Here is a 14,985-nt window from a genome sequence, read left to right as displayed (position 1 = left end):
ACGACAATTTGCCAAACGCGCGCCGAAGTATTAAAACCGAGCAAAGCTGAGAAAGGATCCGCCCATGCCCTTATCCTACGACGACCTGATCGAACCGGCCATCGTGCGGCAAGAATCCAAGAGCGTCGCCTACTGCCGCTGCACGCGCAGCAAAAATCTGCCCTTCTGCGACGGCTCCCACGAAGGGACCAACATACAACCCGCAGTGTTAGAATTCGCTAGCCCGGAAACCATCGCCATCTGCCGCTGCTGGAAATCGAAAGAGCACCCCTACTGCGACGGCACCCATGGCCGGCTGGTCAAACCGAAAGAACGGCCGGCCAAAGCCCATGGCTGAAGAAAGTTATTCCCGAGATCTCGAATGGTGGCAAAGCAGCAACGACATGAATGAAGCGAATCAGCCCCTCGATACGCGACCGCAACGGTCGCTACTCGGGGAAACGGAATCAAAAAAAACCGTCCGCCCTGAGTAGGCCCGCAGGGCCGTAGCGAAGGGCTTGAACAATTTTTAGGAGGTTAATTATGGTTGAAATGAAAAATCTGGTTAAAGAAGCGGACGCCCACCCGGAGATCAATCATCTGAGTCTCTGGCGCACCGACTTGGCCTATTACTGGGTGATCAACTGCGAGCCCGGCTTGCAAGACGACATGCACTATCACGACAACGACGATCATATTTTTATGTGCATCGAAGGCGAATGCACCGTGCGCACGCCGCACAAAGCCTTCGTCTTGAAACAGTTCGACACCGTTCTGCTCCAGTCCGGCGAGTCCTATCAGCTGTGCAACACCGGCAAGGGGCGCTTGCTGCTCTTGGGCGCCGGCAACAGCCAAATGAACGGCCAGCCGCGCACCCGGGTGCCGAAGATCCCGAGCCACACGCCGATCAAAGAACCGATCGTCGCTTAAGCAGCGATCGCTCGACGAAAAAAAACCGGCAGCGCAGGACCACCCGCGCTGCCGGTTGAAATTTATTGATCGCGAAAATCTAAGACTGCTGCACCGCGGTAAGCTTCCAGCTATTCGGCCCCACCGGCCGTGAGAAGGTCCAGAACTCTTCGAACTCCACCGCGTTTGCATCGCTGCCGTTGATCACCGCGCCCTTGTCGTCGACGGTGTAATCGAGCAGATTGGCGAACAGCCGAACGGTGATGAAGTCTTCGCCGTTCTCGGTCCACACTTCGGTGATCTCGCTTCCGCGCAGGGCGATGTTCTCCATGCGGTTTTTTTGTCCGCGTGTTTTGAGCTGGGCGATCTCGTCATCCCAAGTTTTCATCAACTCACCGCCGCACAAACCGCGCAGGGTCGGCAAATCTTGCTTGTTCCACGCGCCTTGAATCTTGAAAAACAGATCCTGGGCGGTTTTGTTGAATTGCTCCGGCGTAAAACTTCGGTCCATCATCGTCAGCGACCGGTAATCGATGCCGTTGAGCGGCAAATTTTCTTGCACCGGCGGATTGTTCGAATAGTTCGACGGCATCGGCGCTTGATAGCCAGTGTCTTGATACTGCATGGAACCTACGCCTGGCGCGGCCATCGCCTGCGACGATTTATATTTACGATATAGAAAGAAAGCCAGGCCGCCGAAAAGTAGAATCTCCATCATGCCAAAGCCGCTGCCGCCTAGCCCGCCGCCTAGCCCGCCGCCAAAACCGCCGGCACCGGCCAAGCCCGAGAACAGCATCGATCCTAAGAAGCCGCCGAGCACCGCGGTGCCCAGGCCGCGCATAAAACCACCGGACTGGGGCATCATTGGCGCCGGTTGCTGCGCCTGCTGTGGCGGCGTCGGATCCCGGCGCGGTTGCGCCGCGGGGTTGGGCGAGCGACTCGGCGCTTGGGTGCTGCGCGAACCGCGAAAGCCACCGGAGCTGCCGCCGCCGGCGCGGGCATCGGCGAAGGTTTCCAAAGCAATCTGCCACAGGCCGATAATTACAAAAAGTCCGACTGCCAGAATCGACAGCCAATTGCGCTGGGAATGCAACATAGGGATTCGCCCTCCTAAGAAATTAACCTGAGTGATCAGAGTATAACCGTCGCCGATAATCGAGTCAATCATCTATTTTAAATACTTACCGTGACAACCGCGGCGTTTTTTTGTTGTCTTTGTCAGTCCTTTGTGGCAATTGAGCAAATCAATGGCTGAATCGAAGTGGTATCAAGATATCACGCCCTACCAGTGGCGCGTGCTCTACTGCACCTGTCTCGGCTGGGCTCTCGACATCATGGATGGCTACCTTTACGCCATCATTTTGTTTCCCGCCATGAGCGATCTGCTCGGGACAACGCAAAATTCCACCATCGGTTGGTACGGCGGCATCGTGCTGAGTATTTTCATGATCGGCTGGGCGTTGGGCGGGCTGATCTTCGGACCCATCGCCGACCGCTATGGCCGGGCGAAAACCATGGCGATCACGATTTTGGTTTACGCGGCCTTTACCGGTCTGTGCAGCATCGCCGGCAGTTGGCAAGAACTGGCCGTTTACCGTTTCCTCACTGGCCTGGGCATCGGCGGCGAATGGGCCGCCGGCGCCGCGCTGATCGCCGAGACCTGGCCGGCCAAGTCCCGCGCCAAAGCCGCCGGCATCATGCAGGCATCAGGCGGCATCGGCTTTTTTCTCGCCATCGCGCTTTATTTCTTCATCGGCCCCTACGGTTGGCGCGGGGTTTTCGCTCTCGGCATATTGCCGGCCATCGTCGCCTTCTACATTCGCCACTCACTCGAAGAACCCGAACGCTGGACCAAGGCCAAACAAACCGGCAATCCATTTTCACAACTGTTCGCACCGGCGGTGCGGCGCGATCTGTTGGTCGGCATCGGACTGGCGGTGGTGGCGACCTTCGGTTACCAGGGCGCGATCCAGTGGGTGCCCAGCTGGATCGCCGCCATGCTCCACGCCCAGGGCACCCGCGCTGTGATCCCGCAGGTGAGTTTAATCATGACCACGCTAACCACCGGCGGCATCATCGGCTGTCTGTGCATGCCGATGATCGCCGATCGCTGGGGTCGAAAAACCGCGCTGTTGATTTATTTTTTCGGCGCCCTGTGCTCGGTGCCGACGACCTTTCTCTTCGCCAAGGAATTCAGCCACGCCGTCATGGCCTCGCCGGTGATGGGATTTTTCGCCGCCGGTGTCACCAGCGGTTTTGCGATCTATTTTCCCGAGCTGTTCCCCACCGCCATCCGCGCCACCGCCCAGGGCTTCTGCTTTAACTTCGCGCGCTTTTTCTCCGCCGCCGGCCCGCTACTCGCCGGCATGCTGACCTCGGCCCATGGCGCCTTCGCCCCAGCCATCGCCACAATCGGGTCGATTTATATCGTCGGCCTGGTCGTTTTATATTTCGCCCGCGAAACCAAGGGTCAAGCGCTGCCGGATTGAAGGAGCGGTCTATCGGTGCGCACGCCCGCCCTACGAACCGACGGCGGTAGCGCGCAGCCTGCGGCTCATCAACAACAAAGAAGTCGCCGCGACGGCGCAGACCAAGCCGCATACGGAAAAAGTCCAATCGATGCCGATCGCCGCGGCCAAGCTGCCGATGATGATGCTACCCGCCGACCACAAGCCGCGGTCCATGAAGAACAGACTGAGCACGCGGCCCAGTAAATTTTGCGGCGTGCCCATCTGAATCACGGTGTTGGTCAAGGCGCGTTCACCGACTTGGCAAAAGCCGACCATCGCCAGGGCAAAGAGCGATAAGATAAACCAGTGGGAAAAGGCGAACAGCGTCAGTGACAAAGCAAATCCCAGCACGCAGAAACAAATCGAACGAGTGCCGACGCGCAGTTTGTCCACCGAGGCGAGCGAGACCGACGCCACGGTGGCGCCGATGCCGGGGGCGGCCATGAGCAAACCGAAACCGGTCGCGCCGACACGGAGAACGTTGGTCGCGAAGATCGGCACGAAGCGATTGTAGGGCGCGCCGAACAACGCCATTACGTAAGAGAGGCCGACGATATAGAGTATCCGCCGGTCGGCGCGCAGATAGCTCATTCCTTCTTTGATATCGGCGAAGATTCCTTGCTGGTCACGGCGCGCTTCCCAAGGCGGCAGCTCCATTTGGTATAGGTTGAAGAGCAAGAAGACGAAACTGATCGCGTTGATGAGAAAGCAGCCGGCGATGCCGAAGTAAGCGATAATCAAGCCGCCCAACGACGGGCCGATGATCTTCGAGAGATTGAATACCGAAGATTGCACACCGATGGCATTGAGCAGTTCGTCCTTGGGCACCAAGCTGTTGACCAAAGATTGGCGCGCGGTTTGGTTGATGGTGTTAACGATGCCGAGGAAAAACGCCAAGGCTGCGATGTGCAAGAGCGCGACCGCTTCGAACTCTACCAAAAACCAGTATAGAAACGCTTGCGCCATCGCCAAACCTTGGGTGATCATGAGCACACAGCGGCGATCGAAGCGGTCGGCGATGGCGCCGCCCACCGCGCCGACCAACAGGCGCGGGATGGTGTCGAAAACGGCGATCACGCCGATGGCCAACGGTGAGCGCGACAAATGCCACACCAGCCAGATCTGGGCGACGTTCTGCATGAAATCACCGGCGCTGGAAATCAAGGCGCCTTCCATCAGCAGACGAAAATTTTTGTGGCGTAGAGTTCGAAGCGGTCTAAAAGTCCAAAGGTTTCGCAAGTGGGTATTGTCGCTGGAGGGAGATCTAATATGATTGTTAGTGGAATCGTCTGAACAAAGCAAAGCGGACGAGCGCACCGGCACGAATAGCGAAGGAGGATGCCATGTCAGTCATGCCCATCGTCAATCTACTCGCCGAAGGCGAAAAACTCGCCGCCTCCGGCAAACGCGTCAGCGTGCTCTGGCAACACGACGACACTCTGGCGTTCGTCGCCCGCGGCCGCGAATACCGCAGCGAGTTCCACATCAACCCGAGCGATGAAACCATGTACATGATCAAAGGCGGGATGCGCTTGCACTACCGCACCACGGAAGGAAAAGAAGATGTCGCGGTGATCGCCGAAGGCGCCATGATCTACACCCCCGCCGGCACGCCCCACTCGCCGCGCTTTGCGCCCGACGCTTTCGCGCTCATTTCAGAAAGAAAAAGACGCGACGGCGAGATCGACAAATTCCACTGGTACTGCCCGAAGTGCGACACGCTGCTGCATGAGGAACAATTTATCGTGAAAGACTACGCCGAAGATCCAGTTTCAAAAGCGTATGCGAGATTTTTTGACAGCGAGGAGTTTCGCACGTGCAAGAATTGCGGCGAAATTATGCCGGCGCCGGACGCGCTCTAGTCGTGATTATGTTTGTAGGATACGCTTGCGCACCGACCGTTCCACCGGCGCGCAAGCGCATCCTATTCGATAGGTTCTCCCCAAGTTAGAGCGAATTTAAAAACGCTAGGAGATCGTTGACATCCCGCGATGACAGGCGCTGAAATCGGTGCGCGGCGTGCGCCCCTTGGCCGTCATGGGCCAGGATCGCGTCCTTGACGTTGGTCGCGCGACCGTCGTGGAGAAACGTATTGCGCGCGCGCAGAGCCCAGAGCGGCGCCGTGCGCATCTCGCGCCCGCTGGCTCGGCCCTGTTCGATGCCGTCGCCGAGGCCGCCCATGTCGTGCAGTAAGAAATCCGAGAATGGATAAAACTTCACGCGATCGAAGGCCGCCACCGAGCTGCGACCGGTTTCTAGAACCGGCAAGTGACAGGCGGCGCAGCCGATCTTGAAAAAAACCAATTCCCCGGCGAATGTCCGACGCGTTCTCGGCCCGCGCGGCGGCGGACCCAGCAACGTCATGAAATCAGTAAACGCTTCCACCGCCGACCCGTCATCGTCGGGGCCCGGACCGACACCGCAGGCCGCCAACAACGCGCAGTTGCCATTCGGACAATTTTCATTGGGAAACATCGGCGAGGTCACGCCCATCTCATTCAAGTAGGCATCGCCGGAGAATTGATGCAAGTTGGGCACTTGGCTCTTCCAACCGAACTTGCCAACCACTAAACGGCCGGTGGCGATATCGGTGACCCGATTGGGCCGGCCGGCGGTGGCGGGAGTTATCCTATTTTGCAGTTGGGCGAGGGCCAAGAAAAATTGATCGGGCACATGGTCCACCAGTCCCAAGCCGAACAGCGGCGTGGTCTTGCGCTGCGCCACGATAGTCGCCTGAGCCGGCACGGTTTCACCGGAAACATTACATGGACTGTCGGGAATCTCGCCTATACCTCGGGACTGAATGAGCGATCCGCCAAACTGCGTGAGGGGGTCGAACTTGTGATTGGTTATCCTGCCGAAGCGTGTTTCGGTGATATCGCTGTCGCCGCCGACGGCGGGACCCGAATGACATTCAGCGCAGGACGTTCCATTGAACACCGGCCCAAGCCCCTCTTCGATGGAATCTTCGTCCAAGAATTCATCTTTACCGGCGTCGAATTTGGCCAGCTGCTCAGCCGGCAACCCCGCCACTGGATCGCCGAACAATTGCGGATTGTTCGCCGCCGCCTGCCAAGCCAACAGTCCCATCAGCAGAAACGCCGACATAGCGACAATTAATTTGGAATTCATAAGCGGTGCTCCATATCCCTTGGCCCTAGTTCCCGTGAATCTGGCTTCGCCAACATCCGATAGTACATTTCGTGTACCTCTGGCAAGAGGGCAAGGCACGTGCCGCCGAGCGATACCGGACAAGGGAGAATAAACCGATCCTACGACGTGCAAAAACGCAAAGCCCGCTCTACCGAACGCTCAGGAATGAACTGGCCAGCACCGTTTTGCGCATAGTATACGGCGGGAACTGAGCGTGATTGTTGGAATCGCCCGGAAGAACGAAACACAGCTACGAAAAGTCGCGCGTCTGCAAGTAATGCGGCGAACCCGCGCGCGCTTCGGTCTTGAGCAGTTTAAACAAGTTATTGGCGCTCCATCTCTATAATAAAATCGCGCATTCCCGCCTCGACATCGAACTTCGGCTCATAACCCAATTCAGCCCTCGCCCGCGAAATATCCAGCGCCGGCCGCGGTCGTGACGACTGTTCGCGCGTAAAGCGCACGTCGCCAAGCACCTTCCGCAAACCTAATTGAATGTCGGCGATGGTCGCCACCGCGCCGGTGCCGAGGTTATACGCTTGGTGCGGCAAATTCGTTGCGTGCGTAATCAGCCTCAGACCCTGGGCGATATCTTTGGCGTAAACAAAATCGTTGGCATCGGCGATGCCCGGCCCCATCGGCGCCGGTTTGCCGGCGAGCGCCGCTTGCAGCATGGCGTACATGTCCATGCCGACATTGCCGCCGCCAGTGTACGGTCCGTAGCCATAGACTGACGCGAAGCGCGGCAGGGCGAGCTCGAATTTATACACCGCGGCGTAAGCGGTCAGCACTTCCTCGCACGCCGCCTTGCCGCCTTGATAGACACGCGCACCGCCGTCGCGCCGCGCCTCTTCGTGAATCGGCACCGGTGGATCGCTAAGATCGTAGACGCCCTGGCTGCTGGCGTGAATCAACCGGCGCACGCCGGTCAGCCGCACCGCCTCGGCGACGTTCAACGTACCTATCAAGTTTACTTGAAAACCGAAGTACGGCGTCCGGTTGCCTTGCAGCCCAGCGGTGTGAATGACAACTTCGGCGCGCGTGCTCTGCATCGCCTCGATCAACGCCGGTAGCTCGCGAATATCGCCGCGAACGATCGGCAATTCGCGCCCAAGAACTTTGAGCAAATATTCTAAATTGGGCTGCAAGTCGAAAAACGTCACCTCATCGCCGCGTGCGATCAACTCTTTCGCCGTGTAGCAACCGATCAATCCCGCGCCGGTAATTAAAACTCGCATGGTCAACCTCGTCCTCCGGTAGGGTACGCTTGCGCACCGTCCGATGCTAAGAGACCCCTCGATACGCGCCCGCCACGGGCGCTACTCGGGGAAACGGAAATAAAAAACACCGTCCAATCAAAACTGCCCCCCCTCGATATGCGACCTTCGGGCGCTACTCGGGTAATCGGAAAAACAAGTCCGCCCGCCCTGAGTAGGTCCGCAGGACCGTAGCGAAGAGTTAGATATTCAACTCCTTCGACCGATCATAATCATGACGGCCGCCAGCCGCTGCGCCGATTGGGAAAATGTTATCAATGGCGGCGAGCTCATCATTGCTCAGAGAATTCTCGGCCGCCGCCGCGTTGGCTTCCAGATTGGCGATCTTGTCGGTGCCGGGAATCGGCACGAAGAAATTGCCTTGATGGAGAATCCACGCCAGCGCCAACTGCGCCACGGAACAATTTCTTGCTTTGGCAATTCGCTCCAAGCGCTTGAGCAGCTCGACATTGCGGGCAAAATTCTCGGTGTGAAAACGCGGCCCGCGCCGCTTCGCTTCCTTCTCGCCGAGATCGGTAAAGTCGTTCCATTTCCCGCTCAGGAATCCGCGTCCTAGCGCATAGTAAGCGACATAACCGACGCCGAGCTCGCGGCAGAGCGGAATCGTGTTCGCTTCGTAGTCGCGGGTCCAAAGAGAATATTCGCTTTGCACCGCGGCGATCGGATACACCGCGTTGGCGCGCCGCAGCGTCTCGGGCCCGGCTTCACTCAAACCGAGATGGCGCACCTTGCCTTGCTCAACCAATCGCTTCATCGCGCCGACGGTGTCTTCGATGGCCACTTTGGGATCGACCCGATGCAAATAGTAAAGATCGATGTAGTCGGTTTGCAGACGCTTGAGCGAATTCTCGCAAGCCCAAGCAACATACTCTGGCCGGCCTTCGACTTCTCGTCCCGCCGCCCACGGTTGTCCGCGCAGATTGCCGAATTTCGACGTCAGCACGACTTCGCCGCGCCTATTTTTCAAAACCTTGGCGAGAATCTCTTCGTTGTTGCCGTTGTTGTGATCGGCGGTGTCGATGAAATTCATGCCGATGTCGATGGCGCGTTGCAGAACGGCGATCGCTTGCTGCTCGTCACCTTCGCTCAACTTGCCCTGAAACGGTGGACAGCCGTATCCGATGGCGGATACTTTCAAACGATTCTTACCGAGATATCGATACTGCATCGAGCGAACTCCTCATCGTCGCCATGATGATTATCAAGCCGCGCCGTCGATGCAAGTTGCAAGACTGGCTATTTCTGCTAACAATCGCCGAGCTAAACCGCGGAAGGAGAGTTTATGCCGATCCCAGGATGGAAACTTCTGTCGACCTTCGCAGTGATTCTCTGTTGTCAGACCAGCCTCTGTAACGCTCAGGATTCTTTCTACCGCAACAAGACTGTGCGCATCATCGTCGGCGGCTCCGCCGGCGGCGGCTACGACACCTACACGCGCACCATCGCGCGCCATCTGGGCAAACATATTGCTGGCAATCCCAGCTTCGTCGTCGACAACATGACCGGCGCCGGCAGTTTGATCGCCGCTAACTACACCTACAAAATCGCCAAACCCGACGGCCTCACCGTCGGCCATTTCATCGGCGGCTTGATTCTCCAACAGGTGCTCGGCAAGCCGGGCATCGAGTTCGACGGCCTCAAGTTCGAGTATCTCGGCGTGCCGGCGCAAGACTCACTCGCCCTCGGTGTCAGTAAATCTGCCGGAGTGACGAGCATCGAACAATGGCTGTCGTCGAAAACCACGCTCAAGTTCGGCGGCGTCGGCCCCGGCGCGGCCACTGACGACGTCACCAAAGTCGTGCGCGCCACCGTCGGCCTGCCGATCCAGCTGATCTCCGGCTACAAAGGCACCGCCGACATTCGCTTGGCCATCGCCGGCGGCGAACTTCACGGCGTGACCAATTCTTGGGAATCCTATAAATCAGGCTGGAGCAAAGAGATCGAATCCGGTGCGATAATGCTTTTAATGCAGACGCTGCCACAGCGCCACGCCGAGTTGCCGAACGTTCCAGCGATCTTCGATTTCGTCAAAAACGAAGACGCGCGCAAACTGGTGCAAGTGGGTATTTTCGACTACGGCGCCATCGCGCGCCCTTACGTGTTTCCACCTAAGACGCCGAAAGATCGGGTGATGCTGCTGCGCAAAGGCCTGGCCGCCACCTATAAAGATCCCGAGTTTCTCGCCGACGTACAGAAAGCGCGTCTCGATATGAATCCGATCAGCGGCGAAGATTTGGAAAAAGTCGTCGCTCGGGTTTACCGTTTGGAAAAACCGATCGTCGAGAAGCTCAAAGAGATTTTGCTCAAGTAACTTTCACCACGCAGCGGCGCGCGCCGACAAGTCGACCGAGAAACACCGAAACCGACAACTAAGTTTACATCGAGTGTAAACTTAGTTGTCGGTTTACCGAAAGATCCGCTCACCACGACAGCTGTCGAGCCAATTTCCCCTCGTAAAACTTTAACCGACACTCCGCGTCGCCCTGGCACGCATTGTGCTCTCTGTAATTGTATGTGTCGGAGCACATTCAACTTGTCACGACAACCCGACCATCGCATCGCAGCCAAAGCGTTATCCACGAGGGCAGCAACTCCGACGCATTCAAACGCCCCCTAAGTTATAGCTTTGGACGCTGCGAAATATTACGAATTTGAGACGAGGACCATGAGCGACAACCAAACTATCAACGGCTTTCAGTGCGAAGAACTAGAGCGAGTCAAAACTAGTTTGCAGACGAACCCCGAGAACGGACAATTCAAACTGCGCGCGAAAAATCGCTGGATCGATGGCGCCCAAAGCATCAGCCTAGTGAGCAGCTTCAAAGGCATGGGCCGCGAGTTCAGCGCGCGCAATGCGCCGTTTATCCAAACCACCGACACACCGGAAATTCTCGCCGGCAAAGATCTCGGGCCAACTCCGATGGAGGAACTGCTGGTCGCTCTCGCCGCCTCGGTAACCACGACTCTGGCGTATCGTGCCAGCGTTGCCAATTTGCAAGTGCAAGAAATCGAATGCGACGTAGAAGGAGATGTCGAGTTTCAGGATGTTATGAATAGCTCTGAACCGGCAAACTCGAGCTTCAAGCAAATCCGTGTCACCGTCCACGTCAAGTCCGACGCCAGTAAGGAACAATTGACCGCGCTCTGCGCTGCATCGCCGGTCTTAGCGGCACTCACCAGGCCGGTAGCAGTATCGATTGCGGTGAAGAAAACTGACGACGGAAGCGCAACCGTAGGGGCTGGCCTCTAAAGTTGAGATTCCGTTAGGACTTTTTGCAGCTAACTCGCCGAGTCCGAACCACGGCCGATCCCGACCGGCCCTTACTTCAGTAAATAACCGAACAGCTCGCGCGCTTTGCGGGTGACTTCCTGGCTCGGCGCGTTGACCTTGGGAAACTTGTCGCGCCATTCATAGGGCCGGGTGGCGTCGATGACCATGCGCGAGTTGGTAAAGTCGCGAATCTTTCTCTGCTCCGGCGTCAAGCGCGGATCGGCCGGCGTGCTGCGCATGCGGCTCAAAATTTCCACCGAAGTCGCCGGATCGTAGCGCGACAGCGTCGCCCACATGAGCTGGTCGAGATTGGACACATCGATATCGTCGTCGACGACGATCACCATTTTCAAACCGTACACCGACGCGCCACAGCTCGACGCCAGCAGGCCGACCTGTCGGGCGTGGCCCGGATAGCGCTGCTTGATCGCCAGGGCGACGAGCATGCGCGAGGCGCCGATCTCATGGGGCCAGACTTGCGTTACGTCCGGCACGCCGGCGCTGCGCAGCTGCTGCTTGAGCATCGCCGAGCGCATGATCGCGCGGTAGCGCGCCATCTCGTCGGAGCCGCCGCCTATTGGCGGCACACCGAGAATGATCGGATCGTTGCGATGATAGATCCTTTCGATTTCCAAAACCGGCTGGGCGCTTTCATCCGACGCGTAGTAACCGGTCCACTCACCGAACGGCCCCTCGAACTTGCGGTTGTCGTTGTTCAAAAAACCTTCGAGGACGATTTCGGAATTGGCCGGGAACGGCAGACCGGTAATTTCGCCGCGCACGCACTCAACCGGTTTGCCACGCATGCCGCCGACGATGTCATATTCACAAACGCCGTAGGGATGCTCCGTGCCCGCCATGAAGAAAAACAACGGATCGCCGCCGAGCACCAGCGCGATCGGCATCTTTTCGCCTTTGCGAAAATATTTCTGCCGGTGCATGTAGCCATGTTTGCCCGGCACCATCAGCAGGCTGACCGATTTCTTGTCTTGAATCATGGCGCGGTAGCAACCGGCGTTGATCCATTTTTCGTCCGGGTCCATGGTCACGGAATAACAGCCGGTGCCGATGTAACGGCCGCCGTCGTCCTTATGCCATACCGGGGTGGGAAATTTTTCGATGTCTACTTCATTTTTTTCAATGACGTTTTCGAAGACCGGTCCACTGTCGACGAACACCGGCGCGATATTATGCTGCGTCTTTTGATAATGCTCGAAGTAGGCGTCGCTCAGTTCTTGTTTGGTCAAGCCCTGGGGAAAGCCGAAGGTCATGGCGCGGCGCTTACCGGCAAAGGCATTGATGAGAACACGAAAGCCCTTGGGACAGCCCGGCACATCGTCGAAGATCACCGACGGTCCGTCATCGGGCGGCACAACCACATCGGTGGCAAGACCTATTTCCTCCTGCCACGACGCGCCGCGCACGGTTTTCAATTCGCCAAGTTTTTCCGCCTCCGCCATCCACTCGCGCAGGTCGGTAAAAGCTAAATGGGGTTGGATCTTTGAACTGTCGAACATGTTACCTCCGGTCTAGCCACTGGAGTCTAGAGTTTAGCGTTGCACCTTGCAAACGCTTGGTGGCTATAACCTGGCGCAACGATGAGCCGAATCAGGGCGCCTCGAATTTTGCGGTTAAACATCCGATTCCAAATCTCAATGCCGATCCACCCACTCGCGGATGATCCGGTTGGTTTCTTCGGGCTTGTGCCAGAAAAACCCGTGGCCGCAGCCGTCGATGACTTTCATCTCGGCGCCTTTGATGTTGTCGCGTAGATGCTCCGACGTCGTCACGTGGCTGCCGGTGTCGGCATCGACTTTATCTTCGCTGCCGACGATACAAAGCGTCGGGCAAGTAATCTGGTGCAAATGCTCGCCGGTCTCATGTCGATTGCGCGCGATCACATGCTCTAAGTACGGCTCAATCTTCGGCGCGTTGTCCCAGAAAACTTTGAATAACTCTGTCAGCACCTCGGTATGGGCTTTGACAAAGGCTTCGGGAAAAAAGAACTTGCTCTGAAAATGGTGCCACATATGTTCCTTGTAACCGCGCGTGATCAAACTCTCGGTGGCGTTGACCGTCAAGCCGCGCGGATAGTCGGGCAGGCCCATGGAGCCCGAACCAGAGGCCGCTTGAATCATGCTGCGCACCCGCGCTGGATGATCGATCGCCATCCACTGGCACACCCGTCCGCCCATGGAGTGGCCGATGATATGCGCCGGTTCGGTGACGCCGATAGCGTCGAATAAATGGATCGCGTCTTGAGCGAACTGGCGCGTCGAGTACGGCCCCTTGGGCGCGTCAGACTTACCGACGCCGCGATGATCGTAAACGATCACCCGGTAGCGGTCGGCCAGCGCCGCCACCTGCTTCAGCTTCCACGGCGCCCCCGGCCAGCCGGTGCCCGAGACGAAAACGAACGGCACGCCGCTGCCGAAAGATTCATAGTGTAACTTAACATCGCCTGCTTGTGCGTAGGGCATATGAGTCGCTGCGCTCCTTGGTTCAAATCGTTGGGACACGGCTATTTAAGCCAAACTTCTGCGGACGGAACCTGAATCCTCTACTCGCCTAATGGCTATTGCCTACTGCCTTCTTCACTCTCCCAACCGATAAAACCGCCGGGCATTCTCGCCGAGGATGCCGGCTTTCGCATCATCGGACAGGCCGGCGCACTCTGCCACTTCTTCGATCTCATGTTTGACATCTTCGGCGCCGATCTCATGCGGGAAGTCGCTGGCGAAAAGAAAATGCTGCTTGCCGGCGCGCTCGACATGATACGCCAAGCCTTCCTCGCTGCCTTCGCAACCGATAAAGATCTGCTCGCGCTTGATGTAGTCGCTCGGCCGTCTATCCTCGGCCGGTCCCTTATAGGCGCCGCGCGGATTGAATTCGGCAAAGTAGTGATGCGACCGATCCAAACGATCGGCCCAAAACGTCGCCCAGGCCGAGCCGCCTTCCATGAAGCCGACACGCAGCTTGGGAAACTGATCGAACATGCCGTGGTAAACCATGCCGGTGAACGCGATCAGCAATTGAAACGGATGGCCGAGGCCGTGGATCGGCACGAAGGACTCGAAGCTATCGAGGCCGAGACTATGATGGGCGCCGCCATGGACGCCGAGGGCGCAGCCAAGCTTTTCCGCCTCGGCGTAGACCGGCCAGTAATAGCGATGGCCGAGATCGAAGGGCAAGCCACGCGACGGTAGCATGGCGCCAACCATGCCCAACTCGGTGACGGCGCGGCGCAGCTCGCTCACCGCTTCGCTGACATCTTGCATCGGGATCAACGCCATTCCTTTGAGCTTGGGGCTGGCCTTCATGTAGCGATCGTGCAGCCAATTGTTATACGCCCGCGCGACGACGATCGCCCAGTCGGGATTGCTGATATTGCCGAAGGCCAGGCCGTTGGTCGGATAGAGCACGGCGTAGCGAAACTCCGCCAGCTCGATAAACTCGACCCATTCCTTAGGCCCGACTTTGCCGCGCCCGCCGAACGCTTTGGGATTGGTCGGCTTGAGTCCGAGATGGTGAAAGTCGAGCGACGGAAACGGCCGCAGCACCGTCCGCGTCGTCGCCTGGCTGCGGTACGGCTCTTCGATATATTCGGCCAGCTCGTCATACTCCAGCACATGGCCGTCGGCGTCGATCAATAAATTTGCCATACCATTTTCCTTTCACCGAGCCACCGCCGCGGGCCAACCCTTGGAGCCGTGCGCGCTACGCGCTAGGGAATAAATATCACATCGATAAATTTGGCCGCTTCCTTGGGGAATATCCCCATCTCGGTGCTTTCGCGCAGATAGCGCTTCTCGATATCGAGATTGGCCTTATCGGGCCAGGAGAAATCACCCGGCAGAAAAAACTGCTTGGTGCGCGGCCAGCCGAT

General features: G+C 57.8%; 14 protein-coding genes. 6 read left to right on the top strand and 8 right to left on the bottom strand.

Annotation, left to right across the window (positions count from 1 at the left end; translation table 11 throughout):
- The first annotated feature begins 64 nt into the window (after positions 1–64).
- Positions 65–337, top strand: a complete 273-nt coding sequence (locus EXR70_15875) for a CDGSH iron-sulfur domain-containing protein (GenBank protein MSP39967.1) — start codon at positions 65–67, stop codon at positions 335–337.
- Between the two features lie 185 nt (positions 338–522).
- Positions 523–909 carry a cupin domain-containing protein gene (locus EXR70_15870; protein ID MSP39966.1) on the top strand — a complete coding sequence of 129 codons (387 nt, stop codon included), beginning with the start codon at positions 523–525 and terminating at the stop codon, positions 907–909.
- A 79-nt stretch (positions 910–988) separates the two neighbouring features.
- Here the strand turns inward: EXR70_15870 and EXR70_15865 are convergent, their stop codons facing one another.
- On the bottom strand, positions 989–1,984 hold the full coding sequence (locus EXR70_15865; protein ID MSP39965.1) for a Tim44 domain-containing protein: 996 nt from the start codon (positions 1,982–1,984) through the stop codon (positions 989–991).
- A gap of 151 nt (positions 1,985–2,135) precedes the next feature.
- On the opposite strand from EXR70_15865, the gene EXR70_15860 reads away from it, so the two are divergent.
- Positions 2,136–3,377: an MFS transporter gene (locus EXR70_15860; GenBank protein MSP39964.1), complete on the top strand. Its 1,242-nt coding sequence runs from the start codon at positions 2,136–2,138 to the stop codon at positions 3,375–3,377.
- Between the two features lie 30 nt (positions 3,378–3,407).
- Here EXR70_15860 and EXR70_15855 read toward each other — a convergent pair whose 3' ends face one another.
- Complete coding sequence (locus tag EXR70_15855) at positions 3,408–4,574, bottom strand: MFS transporter (GenBank protein MSP39963.1); 1,167 nt, start codon at positions 4,572–4,574, stop codon at positions 3,408–3,410.
- Between the two features lie 167 nt (positions 4,575–4,741).
- Here EXR70_15855 and EXR70_15850 point away from each other — a divergent pair, with 167 nt between their 5' ends.
- Positions 4,742–5,260, top strand: a complete 519-nt coding sequence (locus EXR70_15850) for a 3-hydroxybutyryl-CoA dehydratase (GenBank protein ID MSP39962.1) — start codon at positions 4,742–4,744, stop codon at positions 5,258–5,260.
- Positions 5,261–5,345: 85 nt separating this feature from the next.
- Here the strand turns inward: EXR70_15850 and EXR70_15845 are convergent, their stop codons facing one another.
- The 3 genes from EXR70_15845 to EXR70_15835 form a co-directional block, all read right to left on the bottom strand.
- On the bottom strand, positions 5,346–6,530 hold the full coding sequence (locus tag EXR70_15845) for a hypothetical protein (GenBank protein MSP39961.1): 1,185 nt from the start codon (positions 6,528–6,530) through the stop codon (positions 5,346–5,348).
- 344 nt (positions 6,531–6,874) lie between these two features.
- Complete coding sequence (locus EXR70_15840) at positions 6,875–7,789, bottom strand: NAD(P)-dependent oxidoreductase (protein MSP39960.1); 915 nt, start codon at positions 7,787–7,789, stop codon at positions 6,875–6,877.
- 220 nt (positions 7,790–8,009) lie between these two features.
- Positions 8,010–8,996, bottom strand: a complete 987-nt coding sequence (locus tag EXR70_15835; protein MSP39959.1) for an aldo/keto reductase — start codon at positions 8,994–8,996, stop codon at positions 8,010–8,012.
- A gap of 114 nt (positions 8,997–9,110) precedes the next feature.
- Here EXR70_15835 and EXR70_15830 point away from each other — a divergent pair, with 114 nt between their 5' ends.
- Positions 9,111–10,139 (top strand): hypothetical protein, encoded by a 1,029-nt coding sequence (locus tag EXR70_15830; protein ID MSP39958.1) that lies wholly within the window; start codon positions 9,111–9,113, stop codon positions 10,137–10,139.
- A gap of 354 nt (positions 10,140–10,493) precedes the next feature.
- Complete coding sequence (locus EXR70_15825) at positions 10,494–11,078, top strand: OsmC family peroxiredoxin (GenBank protein MSP39957.1); 585 nt, start codon at positions 10,494–10,496, stop codon at positions 11,076–11,078.
- Positions 11,079–11,149: 71 nt separating this feature from the next.
- Here EXR70_15825 and EXR70_15820 read toward each other — a convergent pair whose 3' ends face one another.
- From EXR70_15820 to EXR70_15810, 3 genes are all read right to left on the bottom strand, one after another.
- Positions 11,150–12,616 (bottom strand): UbiD family decarboxylase, encoded by a 1,467-nt coding sequence (locus EXR70_15820; protein MSP39956.1) that lies wholly within the window; start codon positions 12,614–12,616, stop codon positions 11,150–11,152.
- A gap of 135 nt (positions 12,617–12,751) precedes the next feature.
- Complete coding sequence (locus EXR70_15815) at positions 12,752–13,579, bottom strand: alpha/beta hydrolase (protein ID MSP39955.1); 828 nt, start codon at positions 13,577–13,579, stop codon at positions 12,752–12,754.
- A gap of 114 nt (positions 13,580–13,693) precedes the next feature.
- A complete protein-coding gene (locus EXR70_15810; GenBank protein ID MSP39954.1) occupies positions 13,694–14,761 on the bottom strand; it encodes an amidohydrolase in 1,068 nt (355 codons plus the stop codon).
- Positions 14,762–14,985: the final 224 nt, after the last annotated feature.

It is taken from the genome of Deltaproteobacteria bacterium, assembly GCA_009692615.1.
In the GTDB taxonomy this organism is placed as follows: Bacteria; Desulfobacterota; Binatia; order UBA9968; family UBA9968; genus DP-20.
This window is presented reverse-complemented; position numbering and strand designations above follow the sequence as displayed.

Coding starts and splice junctions, on each gene's coding strand:
- EXR70_15850 (MSP39962.1), top strand. CDS start 4,742: ATGTCAGTCATGCCCATCGTCAATCTACTCGCCGAAGGCGAAAAACTC.
- EXR70_15875 (MSP39967.1), top strand. CDS start 65: ATGCCCTTATCCTACGACGACCTGATCGAACCGGCCATCGTGCGGCAA.
- EXR70_15840 (MSP39960.1), bottom strand. CDS start 7,789: ATGCGAGTTTTAATTACCGGCGCGGGATTGATCGGTTGCTACACGGCG.
- EXR70_15865 (MSP39965.1), bottom strand. CDS start 1,984: ATGTTGCATTCCCAGCGCAATTGGCTGTCGATTCTGGCAGTCGGACTT.
- EXR70_15860 (MSP39964.1), top strand. CDS start 2,136: ATGGCTGAATCGAAGTGGTATCAAGATATCACGCCCTACCAGTGGCGC.
- EXR70_15835 (MSP39959.1), bottom strand. CDS start 8,996: ATGCAGTATCGATATCTCGGTAAGAATCGTTTGAAAGTATCCGCCATC.
- EXR70_15855 (MSP39963.1), bottom strand. CDS start 4,574: ATGGAAGGCGCCTTGATTTCCAGCGCCGGTGATTTCATGCAGAACGTC.
- EXR70_15815 (MSP39955.1), bottom strand. CDS start 13,579: ATGCCCTACGCACAAGCAGGCGATGTTAAGTTACACTATGAATCTTTC.
- EXR70_15830 (MSP39958.1), top strand. CDS start 9,111: ATGCCGATCCCAGGATGGAAACTTCTGTCGACCTTCGCAGTGATTCTC.
- EXR70_15845 (MSP39961.1), bottom strand. CDS start 6,530: ATGAATTCCAAATTAATTGTCGCTATGTCGGCGTTTCTGCTGATGGGA.
- EXR70_15810 (MSP39954.1), bottom strand. CDS start 14,761: ATGGCAAATTTATTGATCGACGCCGACGGCCATGTGCTGGAGTATGAC.
- EXR70_15820 (MSP39956.1), bottom strand. CDS start 12,616: ATGTTCGACAGTTCAAAGATCCAACCCCATTTAGCTTTTACCGACCTG.
- EXR70_15825 (MSP39957.1), top strand. CDS start 10,494: ATGAGCGACAACCAAACTATCAACGGCTTTCAGTGCGAAGAACTAGAG.
- EXR70_15870 (MSP39966.1), top strand. CDS start 523: ATGGTTGAAATGAAAAATCTGGTTAAAGAAGCGGACGCCCACCCGGAG.